We start from the raw sequence: 19235 nt of genomic DNA, 5'->3' as shown, positions 1-19235 counted from the left end.
ATCAATGGAGATTATTAGGGCCGCTCGCGGCACGCAGCTGACCGCACGTGGATGGCAGCAGGAAGCCGCGATTCGCATGCTGTGCAACAACCTTGACCCCGATGTAGCCGAACGCCCAGACGATCTCGTGGTCTACGGGGGAACGGGCAAGGCCGCGCGTGACTGGCCGAGCTTCCACGCGCTCATCAGAACGCTTACCACGCTTAAAGATGACGAGACGATGCTCGTCCAATCTGGGCGCCCGGTCGGCGTTTTCCGGACGCACGAGTGGGCTCCGAGAGTCCTGCTGGCCAACTCCAACCTGGTTGGCGACTGGGCGACGTGGCCGGAGTTCCGGCGGCTGGAGCACCTCGGGCTCACGATGTACGGCCAGATGACCGCCGGATCGTGGATATACATCGGAACCCAGGGCATCCTCCAGGGCACGTACGAGACGTTCGCGGCCGTGGCCGCCAAACGTTTCGGCGGCTCTCTGCAAGGCACGCTCACGCTGACCGCCGGCTGCGGCGGCATGGGCGGCGCGCAGCCGCTGGCGGTCACGATGAACGGTGGCGTCTGCCTGGTCGTGGACGTCGACCCGACGCGGCTGCGGAAGCGGGTCGCCACAAGGTATCTCGACGAGGTCGCCGACGGTCTCGATGACGCCATCGCCCGTGTACTGAAGGCCAAGCGCGACCGGGTGCCGCTAAGCGTAGGTGTCGTGGGGAATGCGGCGTGGGTCTACCCCGAGCTGCTGCGCCGAGGTGTCGAGATCGACATCGTGACCGACCAGACCAGCGCGCACGATCCGCTGTCCTACCTTCCCGAGGGCATCGACCTTCCTGACGCGCCCGACTATGCGGCCAAGAAGCCCGAGGAGTTCACCGACCGGGCGCGGGCCAGCATGGCCAAACATGTCGAGGCGATGGTCGGGTTCATGGACAAGGGCGCTGAGGTGTTCGACTACGGCAACTCGATTCGCGGCGAGGCTAAGCTCGGCGGCTACGACCGGGCGTTCGCTTTCCCCGGGTTCGTTCCCGCTTACATCCGCCCGCTGTTCTGTGAAGGCAAGGGCCCCTTCCGTTGGGCCGCGCTTTCGGGCGACCCCAAGGACATCGCCGTCACGGACAAGGCGATTCTGGATCTGTTCCCGGAAAACGAGTCGCTGCACCGCTGGATCAAGATGGCGAGCGAAAAGGTGGCCTTCCAGGGACTGCCCGCTCGCATCTGCTGGCTCGGCTATGGCGAGCGGGACAAAGCGGGAGCTGTCTTCAACGATCTCGTCAAGAAGGGCGAGATTCAAGCACCGATCGTCATCGGCCGCGATCACCTCGACTGCGGCAGTGTCGCTTCGCCTTACCGCGAAACGGAATCAATGCTCGACGGGTCAGACGCCATCGCCGACTGGCCGTTGCTGAACGCGCTCGTGAACACGGCCAGCGGTGCCAGCTGGGTCAGCATCCACCACGGCGGCGGTGTCGGGATTGGACGGTCTATTCACGCCGGGCAGGTCACCGTCGCTGACGGCACCGACCTTGCGGCGCAGAAGATCGAGCGAGTGCTGACCAACGATCCGGGCATGGGCGTCATCCGGCACGTGGACGCCGGGTACGAACTGGCCGCCGAGGTCGCTCAAGACAAGGGCGTCCGGGTGCCCATGCAAGAGTCATGAAGCTGCTTGAAGACATCGCGCACATCGGCCGTGATCCGATCACCGGCGGTTACGTGCGCTACGCCTGGACGCCGCCGGAGCTTGAGCTGCGCGCCTGGTTTCTCGACCAGGCCGCGCAGCGCGACCTCGACGTCGAACACGACGGCAACGGCAACATCTTCGCTTGGTGGGGCTCGGGTGCCGATGCGGTTATTACCGGGAGCCACTTTGACTCGGTGCCGCATGGCGGGGCGTTTGACGGTCCGTTAGGGATCGTCAGTGCCCTGCTGGCGGTCGACGAACTCCGTGCCCGAGGGGTCAGGCCCAAGCGCCCCATCGGTATCGCGGTGTTCGCCGAAGAGGAGGGGTCCCGGTTTGGCTTGGCCTGCTTGGGCTCACGGCTGCTGACCGGAGCCGTCGACCCGGGCATTGTGCTGAAGGATCGCGATGGTATCTCGCTTCAGGACGTCATCCAGCCGGTGGGCAAGCGCGAAGACATCATGAGCCGCATCGGCTGTTTCGTGGAACTGCACGTCGAGCAGGGCCGGGCGCTTCAGGAACCGGTCGGTGTCGCGAGCGCGATCTGGCCGCACGGCCGCTGGCGCCTGGATTTCACCGGCGAGCCCAACCACGCGGGCACCACGCTCATGACCGACCGGCGCGATCCTATGCTGACGTTCGCGTTCACGGTGCTTGCCGCTAACAAGGAGGCCCGGCTCAGGCACGCGCATGCCACCATCGGCCGAGTTGCGGTAGAACCCAACGCCACCAACGCCATCGCCGCCCGCGTGACGGCGTGGCTGGATGCCCGGGCGGCCGAAGCGCGAACTGTCGATGACTTGGTTGAAGCGGTCTTCGCCAAGGCGACAGAGCGCGCTGGCCGCGACGGCACGGAGGTCACCCTGACCGCCGAATCCGTCTCGGGGGAAACAACTTTTGATCCCACGCTCCGCGACCAGATCGCCGCGACCCTAGGTGGCGCACCGATCCTGCCCACGGGCGCCGGACACGACGCTGGCGTGCTCAGCGCTTTCGTTCCTACCGCAATGCTGTTCGTCCGCAACCCAACGGGGATATCACATTCACCGGCCGAGTTCGCCTCTGATGAGGATTGTCAGGCCGGTGTATCCGCGCTCGCCAAGGTGCTTGAGGACTTAGCATGCTAATGACCTGTGAGTTTGCCTGGCTGCCAACGGGTGTCGCCCGTGATGTGCAGCTTGAGGTGCACGATGGCCGGATTCAATCCGTTTCCACGGGGACCAAGGGCGAACGCCGGAAAGGCTTGACCTTACCGGGGTTCGCCAACGCGCACTCACACGCTTTCCATCGCGCCTTACGCGGGCGCACCCACGCTGATCGCGGCTCGTTCTGGACGTGGCGCGATCAGATGTATCACGTTGCGTCCACATTGGACCCTGACTCCTATTACCGCCTCGCCCGTGCCGTTTACGCCGAGATGGCGCTGGCGGGCATCACGACAGTTGGCGAATTCCACTACTTGCACCACGCTCCCGGTGGGGTGCGCTATGACGATCCGAACGCGATGGGACACGCGCTGATCCGGGCCGCACACGACGCGGGCATCCGGATTACCCTCATCGACACGCTTTACCTGACGTCCACGGTCGATGGCGCACCGCTGGAAGGCGTGCAGCTTCGATTCGGCGACGGCGATGCCGAGGCCTGGGCCGAGCGCGTCACGGGGCTAACCGGCACCCGGATCGGTGCCGCCGTGCACTCCGTGCGCGCGGTGCCACCGTCACAAATGCAGCTCGTCGCCGAGTTTGACGGCCCGATCCACGCTCACGTTTCCGAGCAGAGAGCCGAAAACGAAGCGTGCCAAGCGGTTCACCACTGTTCGCCAGTCGAGCTGCTCGCGGAGCGAGGCGTGCTGCAAGAGGGCTTCACCGCCGTCCACGCCACTCACCTTTCCAAAACCGACATAGACCTATTGGGTACCGCGTATGCCTGCTTCTGTCCCACCACCGAAAGGGATCTGGGCGACGGCATAGGCCCCGCCCGCGAGCTGGCGAACCACGGCACGAAGTTGACCCTCGGCAGCGACAGCCATGCCGTGATCGATTTCTTCGAGGAAGCCCGCGCTCTGGAACTCAACGAGCGCCTCGCGACGGAAGAGCGTGGCCACTTCAGCGGGCAGGAGCTGTTAACCGCGGCGACCGCTCACGACAGTCTCGGGTGGACCGACACCGGAACGATCGCCACCGGCCAGCGCGCCGATCTGGTGACAGTCTCGCTGGAGTCCATCCGCACCGCCGGCATCGACCCGGCCGGAATCCTTTTCGCCGCGACGAACGCCGACATCACCAACGTCATGTGCGACGGCCGGGAGATCGTGCGCGCGGGACGGCACCTTTCCATTGACGCGCCAGCAGAATTGGAGCAAGCCATATGCGCTCTCTTCTGATCGCCAACATCGGCGAATTGTTCGGCCAGGAGGGCGATGCCCTCATCGTGACCGACCGTGTCGAGTGGATTGGCTCCTCACGCCACGCGCCGGAAGCTGATTCGTTCCTGGACGTCGAGGGCCGGGCAGTGCTGCCGGGATTCGTTGACAGCCACAGCCATCTGATGTTCGCCGGTGACCGGGCACATGAGTTCGCCGCGCGCATGGCTGGCGAGCCCTACACCGGCGGTGGCATTCGCACCACGGTCGCCGCCACGCGAGAAGCGACCGACGAACAGTTGCTGGCCAACGCGAAGCGGCTGATCGGCGAGATGAACCGGCAGGGCACGACAACTGTCGAGATCAAGAGCGGCTATGGCCTTGATGTCGAAACGGAGGCACGCAGTGTCCGGCTCGCGGCTCAGCTGACCGACGAGGTCACCTTCCTCGGCGCGCATGTCATGCCGCCCGTGACAGTGCCTTCGCCGCAGGCCGCACGTTCTGGTGCTGGCGCGGCTAGTTTCGGCGCGGCAGCCCCGAGTTCCGGCGTTCATGGCGCGACGGTCACCGGTGCGGATGCGGAGCGACGGCGGCGTGATGATTACGTCAATCTCGTGAGCGGCGAGATGCTGGACGCCTGCGCGCCGCATGCCAAGTGGATCGACGTGTTCTGTGAGAAAGGCGCGTTCGACGTCGGTGAAGCACGGCAGATCCTCAAGGCCGGGATCGCCAAAGGTCTTCTGCCCCGGATCCATGCCAACCAGTTGACGGCCAGTGGTGCGGTGCAGCTCGCGGTCGAGCTCGACTGCGCGAGCGCCGACCACTGCACGCATCTGTCCAGTGGAGACGTTGACGCGCTCGCGTCCTCGCACACCGTCGCGACCTTGTTACCGGGTTGTGAGTTCTCGACCCGCTCGCCCTATCCGCGCGCACGCAAGCTGATCGACTGCGGGGTCACGGTCGCCATCGCGACGGACTGCAACCCTGGTTCGTCGTACACGTCCTCAATGCCTTTCTGCATCGCGATCGCGGTGCGGGACATGCACATGACGCCACACGAAGCCGTGGAAGCCGCGACCCTCGGTGGCGCTAAAGCCTTGCGCCGCGACGATATTGGCCACCTCGGCATCGGCGCCCGGGCCGACCTGATCATCCTCGACGCCCCCACCTCACTACACCTGGCTTACCGCCCCGGTGTCCCACTCATCAAGCACACCATGCTCAAGGGGAAACTTGAGCACTTCTCATTGCCCCACACCACGTCCGGAGTCAAGGCCGACTCCGGGGAGGAGCTGCTATGACCGTCATCGTTAGCCCGAATGGCATCACGCCGGCCGCCGTCTTAGCCGTGGCGCGGGAGTCGGCCACGGTCTCGCTCAGCGATGACACGATCGCCGCTATGACCCGCAGCCGGTCCATTGTGGACAACATCGAGCGCGATGGACGCCCGGTCTACGGCATCTCCACCGGCTTCGGCGCGCTCGCGAACACGTTCATCTCGCCTGACCGGCGGGCTGAACTGCAGCACGCGCTGATCCGGTCGCACGCGTCTGGCATTGGTGCTCCGATGCCCCGCGAGGTCGTACGAGCGATGATCCTGCTGCGAGTGCGCAGCCTTGCCCTGGCGCACTCTGGTGTCCGCCCACTGGTAGCACAAGCGCTGGTGGACCTGCTCAATCACGACATCGTCCCATGGGTGCCGGAGCACGGCTCACTCGGCGCCTCCGGCGACCTCGCTCCCCTCGCCCACTGCGCCCTCGTGCTCATGGGCGAAGGCTGGGTCCTGGGCAAGGACGGCGCCCGCATCAATGGTGCCGACGCCCTGCACGCCGCCGGTTTGCAGCCGATCGCGTTGTCTTCCAAGGAAGGTCTCGCGCTCATCAACGGCACCGATGGCATGCTTGGCATGCTGCTGCTGGCGTGCCACGATCTGGCGCACCTGTGCACGATGGCCGATCTGACCGCCGCTTTGTCGATCGAAGCGATGCTCGGCACGGACCGCCCGTTCCACCCGTCGATTCACGACATCCGGCCGCATCCGGGTCAGGGTGCCAGCGCTGCCAACATTTCCAAGCTGCTGCAAAACTCGTCCATTATGGACAGTCATCGGCACGACATGGTGCACGCGGTCCAGGACGCCTATTCGATGCGTTGTGCCCCGCAGGTCGCCGGAGCGGCCCGTGACACGCTCGACTTCGCGCGCTCGGTCGCCGCTCGCGAGCTGGTGAGTGTCGCGGACAACCCGGTCGTGCTGCCCGATGGCCGCGTCGAGTCGACTGGCAACTTCCATGGCGCGCCTCTGGGTTTCGCGGCCGACTTCCTCGCCATCGCCGCGTCCGAGTTGGGTTCCATTAGCGAGCGCCGGGTCGACCGTCTGCTTGACGTGACCCGGTCCCGCGACCTTCCGCCGTTCTTGAGCCCAGACGCGGGTGTCAACTCCGGTCTGATGATCGCTCAGTACACGGCAGCGGGCATCGTGGCGGAGAACCGCCGCCTGGCCTCTCCCGCCTCGGTGGACACCATCCCCACCAGCGGCATGCAGGAAGACCATGTGTCGATGGGCTGGGCCGCGACGGTGAAGCTGCGCCGTGTGCTGGACAACCTCACCTCACTGCTCGCCGTCGAGCTGCTGGCCGGGGTTCGCGGCCTGCAGCTGCGTGCTCCGCTGACGCCATCGCCCGCTGGACGGATCGCCATCGAGAAGGTTTCGGCCTACGCCGGGGAACCAGGACCAGACGTCTTCCTGGCCCCGATTCTCGAACACGCTCGCGCCACCGTCGCCAGCAACGACCTCCTCGCCGCCATCACGGCCGAAGTCGGCCCCCTGGCCTAAGCCACGTTGCCCGAGCGGGCCGTGCAACAGAGCAGTGGCCGGCCCGCTCGGGCAACACGTCGCTAAACGCGCAGATTTTTCGGCTAGGCGAGGTGTTCGGGGCGAACGCCGATGCCGACCATGCGGGCGGGCAGGCCTTGCAGGAAGGGCAAGCGGCGCAACACTTTTAGCGGCAGCGGCGCGGACACGGGGCCGTCGGCGCGCAGCAACGGGTCGACGAAGCGCTGCTGAGCGATCCGTTGCACGCGCTGGGTCACGGCCGTAGGGAACTCTCGCCGCTTCTGCACGGCGGCGAGGTCCAGCGGCTGCCCCGTTTTGAGGGCCAGTCCCAGGATGCGGGCCGTCGCGACCGCGTCCTGGATGGCGAGGTTGACACCGACGCCGCCGATCGGGCTCATCGCGTGTGCCGCGTCGCCGATCAGCAAGTAGCCGGGGCCGTGCCACGTCTCAAGCCGGTTGAGCTTGACGGTCAGCAGCTTGACATCGTCCCATGTGGACAGTTCGCCAACCCGGTCGGCTAGGAACGGTGCCAGCTGGGCGACCCGTGCCTGAAACGCTTCGAGTCCGGCCGCGACTACCTCGTCGTAGCCGCCCTTAGCGATGACGAAGGCGCATTGGTAGTAGTCGCCGCGGTCAATGCAGATCATCAAGCCGCCGTGGCCGACCCGCAGTTCGAGGCCCTCGCCGTCAGCTTCTGTGCGCGAGACCCGGAACCACAGCACGTCCATCGGGGCGCCGTATTCGACCGGCTCCAAGCCCAGCAGGGAACGGACCGTGGAGAAACGGCCATCACAGGCCACGGTCAGGCCGGCCTCGATCACGCGGTCACCCGCGCGAACCCCGGTGACGGTGCCGTCTTCGGCACGGAGCAGATCGGTCACCTCGGTGGAGCGCAACAGCTTGAACGACGGCAGCTTCGCGGCCTCGGAGGCGATTAGCTCCAGGAAATCCCACTGTGGCACGAACATGAGGTAGGGATGTTTGCCCCGCAAGCGCGTGAAATCCGCGACCGTGAACGTCCCGTCAGCGAACGACATGCGCAGCTGCCCGGCTTTGCGGCCGGGTAAGTCTTCGGCTCGATCGCCCAGGCCGGCTTCGTCGAGAAGCTCCAAAGTGGACGAGTGAACCGTGTCGCCCCGGAAATCACGCAGAAAGTCGGCGTGTTTCTCCAGCACGATAACGGAAATTCCTTGCCGGGCAAGGAGATAGCCGAGCATTAGCCCGGCGGGCCCGCCGCCGGCGACACAAACTTGGGTCGACGCCACGCCTCAGTTTAGGGTCTTGGCAATCACTGTCGCGAGCGCACGCAGCGCCTGGCCCCGGTGACTGATGGCGTCCTTAGCGTCGGGGTCGAGCTCTGCGCTGGTCAGCGTGTGTCCGTCAGCGACAAAGATGGGGTCGTAGCCAAACCCGCCTGCACCGCGAGGCGACCTGATTAGCCGGCCCGGCATCTTGCCGTGCACGAGATGTTCCTTGCCGCCGGGCAGAGCCAGGGCGATGGCGCAAACGAACTGCGCGCCCCGGTGCGGTTCGTCCACATCGGACAGCTGAGCGAGCAGCAAGTCGAGGTTGGCCTTGTCATCGCCATGCCGCCCGGCCCACCGGGCACTGAGCACGCCGGGCATGCCGTTCATGAAGTCAACCGCGAGCCCGGAGTCGTCGCCAACCGTGGGCAGCCCGGTGTACTTCGCCCCTTCGCGGGCCTTCATCAGGGCGTTCTCGGCGAAGGTGAGACCCTTCTCCGGCGCCTCTGGATATTCCGGGACGTCGTTGAGGCTCAGCAGTTCAATGTCACGCAGGTCAGGGGATCCGGCCAGAATGCGTTGCAGCTCACCGAGCTTCTTCTGGTTGCGGGAGGCGACGAGGAGCTTCTTCATTTCTTGAACACCGCCAGCAGTCCGGCAGCGTCCAATGTGGGCAGTCCAAGCGCTTCGCGCTGAAGCTTCGTCAGCTGCTCACAACCCGCCACTCCCAGGTCGAGCATGGCGTTGAGCTGCCCGCGATCGAACACGCCTTCTTCGCCGGTGCCTTGCACTTCAACGAAATCGCCGAGGCTCGTGCAGACGATGTTCATGTCGACCTGAGCGGCGACATCCTCCTCGTAACACAGGTCAAGACGCGCCTCGCCAGCCACGATGCCGACGCTGACCGCGGCGACGGACCGGTGCAGGGCGGTGTCGATGGTTTGCTTACGCGTCAGCATGTTCTTGGCCGCCATCCAGCTGACAGCGTCGTGCAACGCGACATAGGCACCGGTGATCGCGGCGGTCCGGGTGCCCCCATCGGCTTGCAGCACATCACAGTCGATGACGATGGAGTTCTCCCCCAGAGCACGCAGCTCAATGCAGGCCCGCAGGCCACGACCAATGAGCCGGGAAATCTCGTGGGTCCGCCCGCCGATCTTGCCCTTGACGCTCTCGCGGTCTGACCGTGTCGACGTCGCGCGGGGAAGCATCGAATATTCAGCGGTGACCCAGCCGTGGCCGGTGCCTTTGCGCCAGCGCGGCACACCTTCGGTGACGCTCGCGGTGCACAAAACCCGGGTGTCCCCGAATTCCACCAGCACCGATCCTTCGGGGTGACGGCTCCAGCCGCGGGTTAACTTGACCGGGCGCAGCTCATCGGGCTTGCGTGCATCTGGACGGGCCATGCGCCCCACCCTATAGGGGGCTAGATGTCATACCTCGCGCCAGGGCGGACTATCTCGACTGGGCCAGCGAAGGCTTCAGCCGCGCTCGCGTAAGTCTCTGATTCTGATCCCCAGGCCTGCACCAAGTGCGTGAGCAGAAGCTTGCGCGCACCGGCCTTTGTCGCCACCTCGCCCGCTTCACGGCCCGTCAGGTGCAGCCCCGGCGGATTGTCCACGCCATCGAGATAGCTTGCCTCGCATAGGAACACGTCAGCGTCGCGGGCCAGGCCGATGACCGAGTCACACACCGCCGTGTCGCCGGAATAGGCGAGCACGCGGCCGTTGTGCTCCAGGCGAACCCCGTAAGTCTCGACGGGGTGATTGACCCGGTCTACCTGCACCTGGAACGGGCCGATGGGGAACGTGCCGGGTTGCAAAGCGTAGAACGAATACACATCGTCGAGCGGACCCTCATCGAGGCTGTAAGCCGCCGCGATCCGTTCAGGGGCGCCAGAAGGCGCGTAAACGGGGATCGGAGGGTATGGCCCATCGGGTGCGTACCGGCGAACGACCACATAGGACGTTGCGTCCATCATGTGGTCGCAATGCAAGTGGCTCAGCAGGATCGCGTCGATGGACTTCATGCTCGAATAGCGCTGCAGAGCCGACAAGGCACCAGGGCCAAAGTCGATCAGCAGCCGAAAACCATCCGCCTCAACGAGATAAGCCGAGCAAGCGGATTCTGGGCCGGGAAAACTTCCGGCGCAGCCAAGAACGGTCAGCCTCATGCGGGCGCACCCCGTTTGAGTCGCAGCTCACCGAGGAATCGGTGCGCTAGGCGGTCAAATATCTCCTGATCGCCCGTCGTGAGCAGTTCATGCACGGGACTGGGCGCGCCGTCCGGCCGGAGCAGGTCTTGCTCCACCAGCACGCGGTAAACATCGCGGGCGGTTTCGTCAGCGCTCGACACCAGCGTCACCTGTTCCCCCATCACCAAGCTGATCAGGCCGGTAAGTAACGGATAGTGCGTGCATCCAAGAACAAGAGTATCCACGCCTGCCCGCTGCAGTGGCTCTAGGTAACCACTCGCCAAACCCAGTAATGCCCGCCCTGAGGTCACTCCACGCTCGACGAACTCGGCGAATTGCGGACATGCGGCGGCCGTCACACTTATCGAGGGCGACGCGGCGAAGGCATCCTGGTACGCGCCAGACTTGATCGTGGAAATCGTTCCGATCACGCCTACACGCTGGTTACGGGTCGCGGACACGGCGCGGCGTGCCGCGGGACGGATCACTTCGACCACCGGGATGGAGTAGCGCTCGCGAGCGTCATGCAAGCACGCGGCTGATGCCGTGTTGCAGGCGATGACCAGCAGCTTGACGCCGCGGTCAGCCAATTGATCCAGGCACTTGAGTGCGTAGGCGCGGACGTCGGCGATCGGCTTGGGCCCGTAGGGCATGTGTGCCGTGTCGCCTAGGTAAATGACCTGCTCATGCGGCAACTGATCCAGGATCGCGCGGGCCACCGTCAGCCCACCGACTCCGGAATCAAATATGCCAATCGGTCTGTCCGACGTTGGCGATACACCGAGGCCCGTCACGCTGCGCAGCCTACTTTGCCGCACCCCTTGTGTGCGAAGAGTCCTTTAGCACATGTCATTAACGCGACATGTGCTCGGGTTGGTGAGCGAATGGTCGCGTTACGTAGGTCATCTAAGGGCGTTGTCCCAGTGTGAGCACGGTTAAGGAAAAACTCTCCGCTGTGATGCCGGGCGCCCGTAAGCCCGCGGAGCCGCAGGGCGCCGTCGGTGTTTTGACGGTTGAGCCCGCCCAGGTGCCAAAACTTGACCAGCTCCGGGTGGCTTTGCGCGCTCGTTTCCGGCTCCCGACCGAAGATGACGCTCCCCCAGCCAACGCTCGCCTGCTCGGCATGGCGTTCTGGGCGGCGGCCTGTGCCTTCGGTGGTGTGCTCCCTGCGGGACGCCTCATGGCCGAGTATTTGTTCGGCTCCGCGCCGCAGTGGTACATCGTCGCGACCATCGTCATCGGGATCGGGGGAACCAGCCTGATCGCCGCCGCCTTCGCTTCGATCCACCGGGCTTTTCTGCCCTGGTATCTGCTCAGCGCGGCGACGATCCTGCTAGCCGCGAATATCGCTCTGTTCTACGCCGTTCCATAATCCGAAGTCGTTCCTGGCAAGGCGGACGGGCCCGCCGTTTACGTTCTTGGTAAACAAGGGCCTGCCCAACGCAGCCAGGGACGACTTTAAGCCCAGAGCTGGCCTTCGAGAGAGGTTTCCGCGTCGGCGAGGGTGCCGGTGTAGGCGCCTGTCGACAGGTATTTCCAGCCCGCGTCGGCGACGAGGAAGGCGACGTCGGCTTTGCGTCCATCCCGGACAGCCTCGTGCGCCACGGCTAGCGCCGCGTGGAAGACCGCTCCCGTCGAGAAGCCGACGAACAGACCTTCGACATCGACGAGTTGCCGTGTGCGCAGCACCGCGTCTCGCGTACCCACTGAGAACCGGCGGGTGAGAACCGAGGCGTCGTAAAGCTCCGGCACGTAGCCCTCGTCGATGTTTCTCAGTCCATAAACGAGTTCGCCATAGCGCGGCTCGGCGGCGATGATCGACACGTCGGGGTTCTTCTCGCGCAGATAGCGGCCCGTTCCCATGAGGGTTCCGGTGGTGCCGAGCCCGGCCACGAAGTGCGTCAGCGTGGGCAGATCACGCAGCAGCTCCGGCCCCGTGGTCTCGTAGTGCGCCCGGGCGTTCGCCTCGTTGCCGTATTGGTAGAGCATCACCCAGTCGGGATGCTCCGTCGCGATCTGCTTCGCCGTGGCCACAGCCTGGTTGGAGCCCCCGGCCGCGGGCGAGAAGATGATTTCCGCGCCATACATCCGCAGCAGCTGAATGCGTTCCGTGGACACGTTTTCCGGCATCACGCAGACGAGCCGGTAGCCGTGAATCTTGGCCACCATCGCCAGCGCGATGCCCGTGTTGCCACTGGTCGGCTCAAGGATGGTGGCCCCCGGGCGAAGAATCCCTTCGGCCTCAGCCGCCTTAATCATGTAAAGCGCGGCCCGGTCCTTGACGCTGCCGGTGGGGTTGCGGTCTTCCAGCTTGGCCCAAATCCGCACGTCTTCCGAGGGCGAAAGACGGGGCAGGCCAATCAGCGGGGTCTCACCGCACATGTCCAATAGCGACTCATACCGAGCCACGGCCGATCACCCGCGAAGGGCGTGCGCCGCGGCGAATCCTAGGGCGCCGCCAGCCACGGCGGGCAGGATCGTCACGGTGTCGCCGTCATTGAGCTTGGCTTCAAGCGAGCCGAGGAAGCGCACATCCTCGTCGTTGACGTAGATGTTGACGAAGCGGTGCAGCCCGCCCTCGGGGGTGACCAGGCGGCCACGCAGGCCCGGGTGCGCCCCGTCGAGGTTGGTGAGCAGGTCGGCGAGGGTGTCGCCGGTGCCGGAAACCGCCTTCGAGCCGCCGGTGTAAGAGCGGAGGATGGTGGGGATACGAACATCGATAGCCATGACTAGATAACTCCTGGAAGAAGAAAGACGTACGGGTATGGATTACGGGTCAGCTTTCAGCTGCGACACTCGTAATCAACCGCGTTTGGGGTTTGCCCAAACAGGTACGACTGCACGGCATTCACCGGCTCTTCCGTCACCACGCCGTCAAGAATACGGAACGACCTGATTTCGGTCGACTCAGGCTCACGGGTTGAGACCAGAAGATAGTGGGCACCAGGCTCTGCCGCGAGACTGACGTCTGTGCGGGAAGGGTATGCCTCGGTTGCGGTGTGGGAGTGATAGATGACCACAACTTCCTCGTCACGGTCGTCCATCTCCCGCCAGACCTTCAGTTGCTCCAGCGAATCGAAGCGATAGAAGGTCGTCGAACGCTCAGCGTTCTCCATCGGGATGTGCCGCACGGGGCGGTCTGATCCGATGGGGCCTGTGACCACACCGCACGCCTCGTCGGGATGGTCCCGGCGGGCATGGGCGACGATCTCGTCGAGAATCGCCTGTTCGATGGTCAGCACGAATGCGAGCTTAGCGCTTTGACCCCACCGAAAGGCGGTGACTCCGGTCACCGGCTGAGGGCGGTGAGCAATGAATCCTGTAAATATCCGAGATAGGAGTAAACACTCAGCTGAAACACGCGCGGAGAACTCGGGTCCTCGGCGATCGCCTCATCGAGTTCGTAGTCGAGCAGCGTGTCGTCCGTGATCTCCAGCCGGATCCCCAGGGCGAGCCGGGCGTCGTTGAGCCCGCGCAGCCACGCGAGCGAGGCTTCAGGATCGAGCCGAACCTCGCCTTCGCCTTCTTCCGGAAGGGCCGCCAGAATCGCGCCCGCTTGATCGATCTTCGCCGTTTTAAGGTCGCCCTCGGTGAAGCGCCGGAACTCGTCTGAGTCCTTTTGCGAGTCGGGATAGACATCGGGGAACAGGCGTCCGACGACCGGGTCTTCCCGGTCGAAGCCGTCCGTCAAGAGCCCGACCACTTCTTCTGCGACTTTCCGCAAGAGGCGGACTTCATCTGGGCGGAACGTGGCCACACAGTCCTGGCCACTGCGCCTGAAAAACGTCACGACTTGTCCACCGTCGCCCATAAGCCATAGCCGTGCAGGCAGGAGGCGTCGTATTCCATCCGCTCACGGGCGCCGCAGCTGACCACGGCCCGGCCCTTGTGGTGGACGTCCAGCATCAGAAGCTCCGCCTTGTCCTTGCTGTACCCGAAGAGCTGCTGGAACACCCATGTCACATAGTTCATGAGGTTAACCGGGTCGTTGTGCACGATGGTTACCCAAGGGCGGTCTGGCTCCAGCTCATAGCCAGTGTCCGGGTCGGCCGTCTGGCTCGGCGCGGTATGCGGGGCGGCGGTCACAAGCCCCATCCTACGAACGGATGGGTCCTCCGGCGACACCGCTGAAAACCTAAGCTGTCCATGTGCGCGGATCTCCCGGATTGCTGACCGACCACTACGAGCTAACGATGGTTAGCGCCGCCTTGAAAGATGGCACAGCCTCCCGGCAGTGCGTATTCGAGGTTTTCGCCCGGCGGCTGCCGCCTGGGCGCCGCTACGGCGTGGTAGCGGGAACGGGGCGCCTCCTCGATCTGCTGCGTGATTTCCGGTTCGGCGCCGAGGAGATCGAATTCCTCGCGCAAAACCGCATCGTCGGCGCCAACACCGCCGATTGGCTCAGCCAATACACCTTCAAAGGCAACATCAGTGGGTACGCCGAAGGCGAGCTTTTCTTCCCTAACTCCCCGATACTGACCGTTTCCGGCAGTTTCGCCGAGTGTGTCGTCATGGAAACGCTGATCCTGTCGGTGCTCAACCACGACTGCGCCGTCGCCGCGGCGGCGGCCCGCATGGTCACCGCGGCCAAGGGGCGTGCTGTGATTGAGATGGGCTCACGGCGTACTCAGGAAGAAAGCGCTGTGGCCGCGGCCCGGGCGGCCTATCTCGCGGGTTTCTCGGCCACTTCGAATCTCGCCGCGGGTTTGCGTTACGGCATTCCGACCGCTGGCACGGCGGCGCACGCGTTCACGCTCCTGCACGATGACGAGAAGGCCGCCTTCGCTTCACAGATCGACGCGCTCGGCTATGACACCACTCTTTTGGTGGACACCTACGACATCACGCAGGGCATCCGCAACGCTATCGAGGTCGCTGGGCCGAATCTGCGCGCGATCCGCATCGACTCTGGCGATCTGTCCGTCCTAGCGGCGCAGTCACGCGCGCTGCTCGATGAGCTTGGCGCGCCCGACGTGAAGATTGTCGTGAGTGGAGATCTAGATGAGTACGCGATCGCCGCGCTGCGAGCCGAACCCGTTGACATCTACGGGGCCGGCACGGCTGTCGTGATCGGATCCGGTGCCCCGACAGCGGGCCTGGTTTACAAGCTCGTCGAAGTCGAGGGACGGGCCGTCATGAAGCGCTCGGAGAACAAGGGTTCCATTGGCGGGCGCAAGACGGCGGTCCGCCGGCATAAGCCAACCGGCACGGCAACAGAGGAAGTCGTTGTCTCCCAAGGCACTCCAGCCGCGATGACGGGAGATCGCGCCTTGCAGCGCGAGTTCATCGTCAACGGCGAGCCAGTCAGCGATCTGCCGACGCTAAAGGAAAGTCGCGATCATCTGCGTGATTGCCTGATCTCGATACCGTGGGAGGGGCTTAAACTGTCCTCCGGAGACCCGGCCATCCCCGTGACCTTGGAGTAGCCAGATGTCCCGTGCCCTGATCATTGTGGACGTTCAGAACGACTTCTGCGAAGGCGGTTCGCTTGCGGTGGAAGGCGGAGCCGCCGTAGCGTCGAAGATCAGTGCCGCGCTGGCCCCGAGCCGCCTCCCGTGGGACCACATCGTTGCCACGAAAGACTTTCACACCGATCCCGGAGCGCATTTCGGCAATCCACCAGACTTTGTGGACAGCTGGCCGGTGCACTGCATCGCTGGGACACCGGGCGCCGAGTTTCACCCCAACCTGGACACCGACAAGATCGAAGCGGTGTTCCAGAAGGGCGCGCACGCGGCGGCCTACTCCGGTTTCGAGGGCACGGCGGGAAGCATCAATCTCGCGGCGTGGCTGCGCATGCATGATGTTGACACGGTCGATGTCGTCGGCATAGCCACTGACCATTGTGTGAAGGCGACGGCCCTCGATGCCGCTCGCGAGGGCTTTCAGACGACGGTGCTGGTCGGGCTGACCGCCGGGGTCGCCCCGCACACCACTGAGCTTGCGCTCGAAGAACTCGCGCAGCATGATGTCGCCTTAGATCTTTCCTAAGACATCTTCTATTTTTAGGAAAGTTAACTTAACGTTTGCGCACCCACCTTCTTGACGGGAGATCACATGCGCAAGCGTCTTGTGGCAGGCGTAGCCGCCGCGCTGATCACCGCCACAGTCGGCATCGGAGTAACGATGGCGTCGGCTGCTGGATCGGTAACGGCGGCGTATACCTCCGAATCGGACTGGGGATCCGGCTACGGCGGCAAGTACACCATCACCAATGGCACCAGTTCGAGTGTGAACTGGACGCTAACCTTCGATCTCCCAACAGGATCCAGTGTTGGGTCCTTCTGGGATGCCGACATCACCAGTGCCGCGATCAGCGGCGGGACGCGCTACACAGCCGTTGGCAAGAGCTGGAACAAGACTCTGGCCGCGGGAACGTCGACGTCGTTTGGTTTCAACGGCGCTGGGACAGGCCGTCCAGGCAACTGCACGATCAACGGGGCGAACTGTTCCACGGGTGCTTCCCCGACACCAACGCAAACATCGGCTTCGCCGAGCGTGTCACCTTCCGTGAGCACGAGCCCCTCGACGAGCCCGAGCACGAGCCCAACGAGCAGCCCCACTCCGCCAAACCCGGGATCTAGGCTCATCGGCTACTTCCCGAACTGGGCGCAATACGGCCGCAACTACCACGTCAAGAACATCCACACGAGTGGCTCGGCCGCGAAGATGACACACATCCTCTACGCCTTCGCCAACATCTCCGGTGGCCGGTGCGTGCTGACCGAGACCTACAACGACTACGAGCGGGCCTACACGGCCGACCAGAGCGTCGACGGTGTCGCCGACACGTGGGACCAGCCACTGCGCGGAAACTTCAACCAGCTGCTCAAGCTCAAGAAGATGTACCCGCACCTCAAAGTCTTGCTGTCGGTTGGCGGCTGGACGTATTCCCCCAACTTCAGCCAGACGCTCGCGAACCCGGCGGCTTTCGCCGACTCGTGCTACAACCTGACTGAAGACCCACGTTGGGCCGGTGTCTTCGATGGCATCGACATCGACTGGGAGTACCCGAACGCCTGTGGCCTGTCCTGTGACACCAGTGGCTTCGGTTCGTTCAAGACGCTGATGGCGGCACTGCGTGCCCGCGTTGGCTCCAGCTACCTGCTCACCGCCGCCATCACGGCTGACGGAAGCAACGGCGGCAAGATCGACGCTGCCGACTACGGTGGCGCCTCGCAGTACGTCGACTGGTACATGCCAATGACGTACGACTACTTCGGCGCGTGGGCGGCGCAGGGCCCGACGGCTCCGCACTCGCCACTGAACTGCTACTCGGGCATCCCGACCGCTGGCTTCTGCACGGAAGCGGCGATCGCCAAGCTCAAGTCGAAGGGCGTACCGTCGTCGAAGTTGTTGCTAGGCATCGGTTTCTACGGCCGGGGCTGGACCGGGGTCACCCAGTCGGCACCGGGCGGCAGCGCGACCGGCGCGGCGAGCGGCATTGAGCCGGGTGTTCAGGATTACAAGGTGCTCAAGACGCAGTGCCCGGCGACGGGAACGGTTGGCGGCACGGCCTATGCCTTCTGCGGTGGCAACTGGTGGAGCTATGACACCCCAGCCACCATCGCGAGCAAGACGGCCTGGGCTAAGAGCCAGTCGCTCGGCGGCTCGTTCTTCTGGGAGCTTTCCGGAGACACCACGAACGGCGAGCTGATCACCGCGATGCGCAACGCACTTAACTAATTAGAAATCTGTCGGTACCTCCGGGCATGATGGGCTCGGAGGTACCGACCGTTATGAACATCGCCCCTTACCGCCACGTCCTAGCCCAGCCCGGAATGCGCTGGCTGATGTTCGTTGGGCTGCTCGCCCGCATCCCGGCCACCGCGGCAGGCATGGCGATCACCCTCCACGTGGTCACCTCGCTCGACCTCAACTTCACCGAAGCTGGCATCGCCGGTGCGGTGACCATGGCCGGTGTGGGCGTCGGCTCCCCGATCCTCGGGCGCCTGGTCGACAAGGTCGGCTTGCGGCCCGTGTTCGCGGTCACCACCATCGCTCAGGCGATCTACTGGGCAGCCGCGCCCTCGCTGAGCTATCCCGTTCTGGTGGTGTCAGCCGGCTTGGCAGGTTTCGCCAGTCTTCCGATCTTCAGCGTGATGCGGCAGTTCGTCGCGGCACTGGTGACGCAAGAGCACCGCCGGCCGGCTTTCGCGCTCGACTCGATGGCCGTTGAACTGTCCTATATGGCTGGTCCCGCGCTCGCGGTCGCCGCGGTCACGGCCTTCGGCAGCCCAGCGACGCTTTACGGCGTGGGAGCAGGGCTCGTGCTCGCCGGCATCGTGCTGTTCGCGATGAACCCGCCGATCCGCTCTGCCGCCGAAGAGCAGGAGCAAGCCGACGCGGCACCGATTCCACGGCGGCAGTGGCTTCGCCCCAGCTTCCTGATGCTGCTCGTCGTCACGGCCGCGACCACGCTGATCCTTTCCGCCACGGAGCTTTCCGTCGTAGCTGTGCTTGAAGGGGCCGGCTCGACCCAGTGGACCGGCCTCGTGATCGCGCTCTGGTGCGTGTATTCGCTCATCGGCGGCTTTGTCTACGGTGCGCTCAGTCGCGGTTTGTCGCCGCTGGTGCTGACCGCTGGGCTGGGTGCCCTAACGATCCCGCTCGCGCTCCTGGCCGGACCGTGGTGGTGGCTGATCGCGGCGCTCATCCCGTGTGGGCTGCTGTGCGCGCCATCGCTCGCCTCCACAGTGGACAGCGTTAGCCAGCTGGTTCCGGCCGCCGCCCGGGGCGAGGCCATGGGCCTGCACGGCACGGCACTGACGTGTGGCATCGCCATCGGGGCACCGTTCGCCGGGGCGATCATCGACAACCTGGGACCGCAGTGGGGCTTCGCCGCCGCTGGGCTGACCGGGGTGCTGATCGTCGCGGTCGCGATTCCGTTCTGGCAACGGACCCCACGCCCGGCGCTCACTTTCGACTAG

The 19235-nt window shown here is 64.7% G+C and carries 20 protein-coding genes; 10 read left to right on the top strand and 10 right to left on the bottom strand.

Annotated elements, in window-relative coordinates; all coding sequences use genetic code 11:
- Window positions 1–4: 4 nt before the first annotated feature.
- The 5 genes from hutU to hutH are packed head-to-tail and all read left to right on the top strand — an operon-like array spanning window position 5 to window position 6867.
- Entirely contained in the window at window positions 5–1651 is a 1647-nt protein-coding gene (gene hutU, locus A3E1_RS0134730) for a urocanate hydratase (protein ID WP_020525440.1), read from the top strand.
- Window positions 1648–2796, top strand: coding sequence for an allantoate amidohydrolase (locus A3E1_RS43725; RefSeq protein ID WP_020525439.1), 1149 nt, complete (start codon window positions 1648–1650; stop codon window positions 2794–2796). Before hutU ends, A3E1_RS43725 begins: the two co-directional genes overlap by 4 nt.
- Window positions 2796–4055, top strand: coding sequence for a formimidoylglutamate deiminase (locus tag A3E1_RS0134720; protein WP_020525438.1), 1260 nt, complete (start codon window positions 2796–2798; stop codon window positions 4053–4055). The genes A3E1_RS43725 and A3E1_RS0134720 overlap by 1 nt, the downstream gene beginning before the upstream one ends.
- Window positions 4040–5335 carry an amidohydrolase family protein gene (locus tag A3E1_RS46555; protein WP_020525437.1) on the top strand — a complete coding sequence of 432 codons (1296 nt, stop codon included), beginning with the start codon at window positions 4040–4042 and terminating at the stop codon, window positions 5333–5335. Before A3E1_RS0134720 ends, A3E1_RS46555 begins: the two co-directional genes overlap by 16 nt.
- Entirely contained in the window at window positions 5332–6867 is a 1536-nt protein-coding gene (gene hutH / locus A3E1_RS0134710) for a histidine ammonia-lyase (RefSeq protein ID WP_020525436.1), read from the top strand. The genes A3E1_RS46555 and hutH overlap by 4 nt, the downstream gene beginning before the upstream one ends.
- Before the next feature lie 83 nt (window positions 6868–6950).
- Here the strand turns inward: hutH and A3E1_RS0134705 are convergent, their stop codons facing one another.
- Genes A3E1_RS0134705 through murI form a run of 5 tightly spaced genes read right to left on the bottom strand, consistent with a single transcriptional unit; the run spans window position 6951 to window position 11099 of the window.
- Entirely contained in the window at window positions 6951–8132 is a 1182-nt protein-coding gene (locus tag A3E1_RS0134705) for an FAD-dependent oxidoreductase (RefSeq protein WP_020525435.1), read from the bottom strand.
- A gap of 3 nt (window positions 8133–8135) precedes the next feature.
- Window positions 8136–8744, bottom strand: a complete 609-nt coding sequence (rdgB, locus tag A3E1_RS0134700; protein WP_020525434.1) for an RdgB/HAM1 family non-canonical purine NTP pyrophosphatase — start codon at window positions 8742–8744, stop codon at window positions 8136–8138.
- Window positions 8741–9517: a ribonuclease PH gene (rph, locus tag A3E1_RS0134695; RefSeq protein WP_020525433.1), complete on the bottom strand. Its 777-nt coding sequence runs from the start codon at window positions 9515–9517 to the stop codon at window positions 8741–8743. The genes rdgB and rph overlap by 4 nt, the downstream gene beginning before the upstream one ends.
- Window positions 9518–9537: 20 nt before the next feature.
- On the bottom strand, window positions 9538–10284 hold the full coding sequence (locus tag A3E1_RS0134690) for an MBL fold metallo-hydrolase (RefSeq protein ID WP_020525432.1): 747 nt from the start codon (window positions 10282–10284) through the stop codon (window positions 9538–9540).
- The gene (gene murI, locus A3E1_RS0134685; protein WP_040392759.1) at window positions 10281–11099 is read right to left on the bottom strand and encodes a glutamate racemase; all 819 of its coding nucleotides are present in this window, start codon (window positions 11097–11099) and stop codon (window positions 10281–10283) included. The genes A3E1_RS0134690 and murI overlap by 4 nt, the downstream gene beginning before the upstream one ends.
- Window positions 11100–11230: 131 nt before the next feature.
- Here murI and A3E1_RS43715 point away from each other — a divergent pair, with 131 nt between their 5' ends.
- Window positions 11231–11677: a hypothetical protein gene (locus A3E1_RS43715; RefSeq protein WP_157631936.1), complete on the top strand. Its 447-nt coding sequence runs from the start codon at window positions 11231–11233 to the stop codon at window positions 11675–11677.
- 86 nt (window positions 11678–11763) lie between these two features.
- On the opposite strand, the gene A3E1_RS0134675 is transcribed toward A3E1_RS43715, so the two are convergent.
- The 5 genes from A3E1_RS0134675 to clpS are packed head-to-tail and all read right to left on the bottom strand — an operon-like array spanning window position 11764 to window position 14400.
- The gene (locus A3E1_RS0134675) at window positions 11764–12714 is read right to left on the bottom strand and encodes a PLP-dependent cysteine synthase family protein (protein ID WP_020525429.1); all 951 of its coding nucleotides are present in this window, start codon (window positions 12712–12714) and stop codon (window positions 11764–11766) included.
- Between the two features lie 6 nt (window positions 12715–12720).
- On the bottom strand, window positions 12721–13032 hold the full coding sequence (locus A3E1_RS0134670; RefSeq protein ID WP_020525428.1) for a MoaD/ThiS family protein: 312 nt from the start codon (window positions 13030–13032) through the stop codon (window positions 12721–12723).
- 56 nt (window positions 13033–13088) lie between these two features.
- Window positions 13089–13547, bottom strand: coding sequence for a Mov34/MPN/PAD-1 family protein (locus A3E1_RS0134665; protein ID WP_026209114.1), 459 nt, complete (start codon window positions 13545–13547; stop codon window positions 13089–13091).
- Window positions 13548–13594: 47 nt separating this feature from the next.
- Window positions 13595–14116 carry a DUF2017 domain-containing protein gene (locus tag A3E1_RS0134660; protein WP_020525426.1) on the bottom strand — a complete coding sequence of 174 codons (522 nt, stop codon included), beginning with the start codon at window positions 14114–14116 and terminating at the stop codon, window positions 13595–13597.
- Window positions 14092–14400, bottom strand: a complete 309-nt coding sequence (clpS, locus tag A3E1_RS0134655; protein ID WP_020525425.1) for an ATP-dependent Clp protease adapter ClpS — start codon at window positions 14398–14400, stop codon at window positions 14092–14094. Before clpS ends, A3E1_RS0134660 begins: the two co-directional genes overlap by 25 nt.
- 53 nt (window positions 14401–14453) lie before the next feature.
- Between clpS and A3E1_RS0134650 the strand changes: the two genes are divergently transcribed.
- The 4 genes from A3E1_RS0134650 to A3E1_RS0134635 all read left to right on the top strand — a co-directional run bounded on the left by A3E1_RS0134650 (window position 14454) and on the right by A3E1_RS0134635 (window position 19235).
- On the top strand, window positions 14454–15731 hold the full coding sequence (locus A3E1_RS0134650) for a nicotinate phosphoribosyltransferase (RefSeq protein ID WP_020525424.1): 1278 nt from the start codon (window positions 14454–14456) through the stop codon (window positions 15729–15731).
- A gap of 4 nt (window positions 15732–15735) precedes the next feature.
- The gene (locus A3E1_RS0134645) at window positions 15736–16296 is read left to right on the top strand and encodes an isochorismatase family protein (RefSeq protein ID WP_020525423.1); all 561 of its coding nucleotides are present in this window, start codon (window positions 15736–15738) and stop codon (window positions 16294–16296) included.
- 66 nt (window positions 16297–16362) lie between these two features.
- Window positions 16363–17991, top strand: a complete 1629-nt coding sequence (locus A3E1_RS0134640; RefSeq protein WP_020525422.1) for a glycosyl hydrolase family 18 protein — start codon at window positions 16363–16365, stop codon at window positions 17989–17991.
- Between the two features lie 29 nt (window positions 17992–18020).
- Window positions 18021–19235, top strand: a complete 1215-nt coding sequence (locus A3E1_RS0134635) for an MFS transporter (RefSeq protein ID WP_407637408.1) — start codon at window positions 18021–18023, stop codon at window positions 19233–19235.

Origin of the sequence: Catelliglobosispora koreensis DSM 44566 (assembly GCF_000379685.1) — a bacterium.
Classification (GTDB): domain Bacteria; phylum Actinomycetota; class Actinomycetes; order Mycobacteriales; family Micromonosporaceae; genus Catelliglobosispora; species Catelliglobosispora koreensis.
This window is presented reverse-complemented; position numbering and strand designations above follow the sequence as displayed.

Excerpts from the sequence above, each read along its gene's own strand:
- hutH (WP_020525436.1), top strand. The coding sequence starts at position 5,332 with ATGACCGTCATCGTTAGCCCGAATGGCATCACGCCGGCCGCCGTCTTA.
- A3E1_RS46555 (WP_020525437.1), top strand. The coding sequence starts at position 4,040 with ATGCGCTCTCTTCTGATCGCCAACATCGGCGAATTGTTCGGCCAGGAG.
- A3E1_RS0134720 (WP_020525438.1), top strand. The coding sequence starts at position 2,796 with ATGACCTGTGAGTTTGCCTGGCTGCCAACGGGTGTCGCCCGTGATGTG.
- A3E1_RS0134640 (WP_020525422.1), top strand. The coding sequence starts at position 16,363 with ATGCGCAAGCGTCTTGTGGCAGGCGTAGCCGCCGCGCTGATCACCGCC.
- A3E1_RS0134670 (WP_020525428.1), bottom strand. The coding sequence starts at position 13,032 with ATGGCTATCGATGTTCGTATCCCCACCATCCTCCGCTCTTACACCGGC.
- A3E1_RS0134645 (WP_020525423.1), top strand. The coding sequence starts at position 15,736 with ATGTCCCGTGCCCTGATCATTGTGGACGTTCAGAACGACTTCTGCGAA.
- clpS (WP_020525425.1), bottom strand. The coding sequence starts at position 14,400 with ATGGGGCTTGTGACCGCCGCCCCGCATACCGCGCCGAGCCAGACGGCC.
- A3E1_RS0134690 (WP_020525432.1), bottom strand. The coding sequence starts at position 10,284 with ATGAGGCTGACCGTTCTTGGCTGCGCCGGAAGTTTTCCCGGCCCAGAA.
- A3E1_RS43725 (WP_020525439.1), top strand. The coding sequence starts at position 1,648 with ATGAAGCTGCTTGAAGACATCGCGCACATCGGCCGTGATCCGATCACC.
- rph (WP_020525433.1), bottom strand. The coding sequence starts at position 9,517 with ATGGCCCGTCCAGATGCACGCAAGCCCGATGAGCTGCGCCCGGTCAAG.
- A3E1_RS0134635 (WP_407637408.1), top strand. The coding sequence starts at position 18,021 with ATGGGCTCGGAGGTACCGACCGTTATGAACATCGCCCCTTACCGCCAC.
- rdgB (WP_020525434.1), bottom strand. The coding sequence starts at position 8,744 with ATGAAGAAGCTCCTCGTCGCCTCCCGCAACCAGAAGAAGCTCGGTGAG.
- hutU (WP_020525440.1), top strand. The coding sequence starts at position 5 with ATGGAGATTATTAGGGCCGCTCGCGGCACGCAGCTGACCGCACGTGGA.
- A3E1_RS0134660 (WP_020525426.1), bottom strand. The coding sequence starts at position 14,116 with ATGGGCGACGGTGGACAAGTCGTGACGTTTTTCAGGCGCAGTGGCCAG.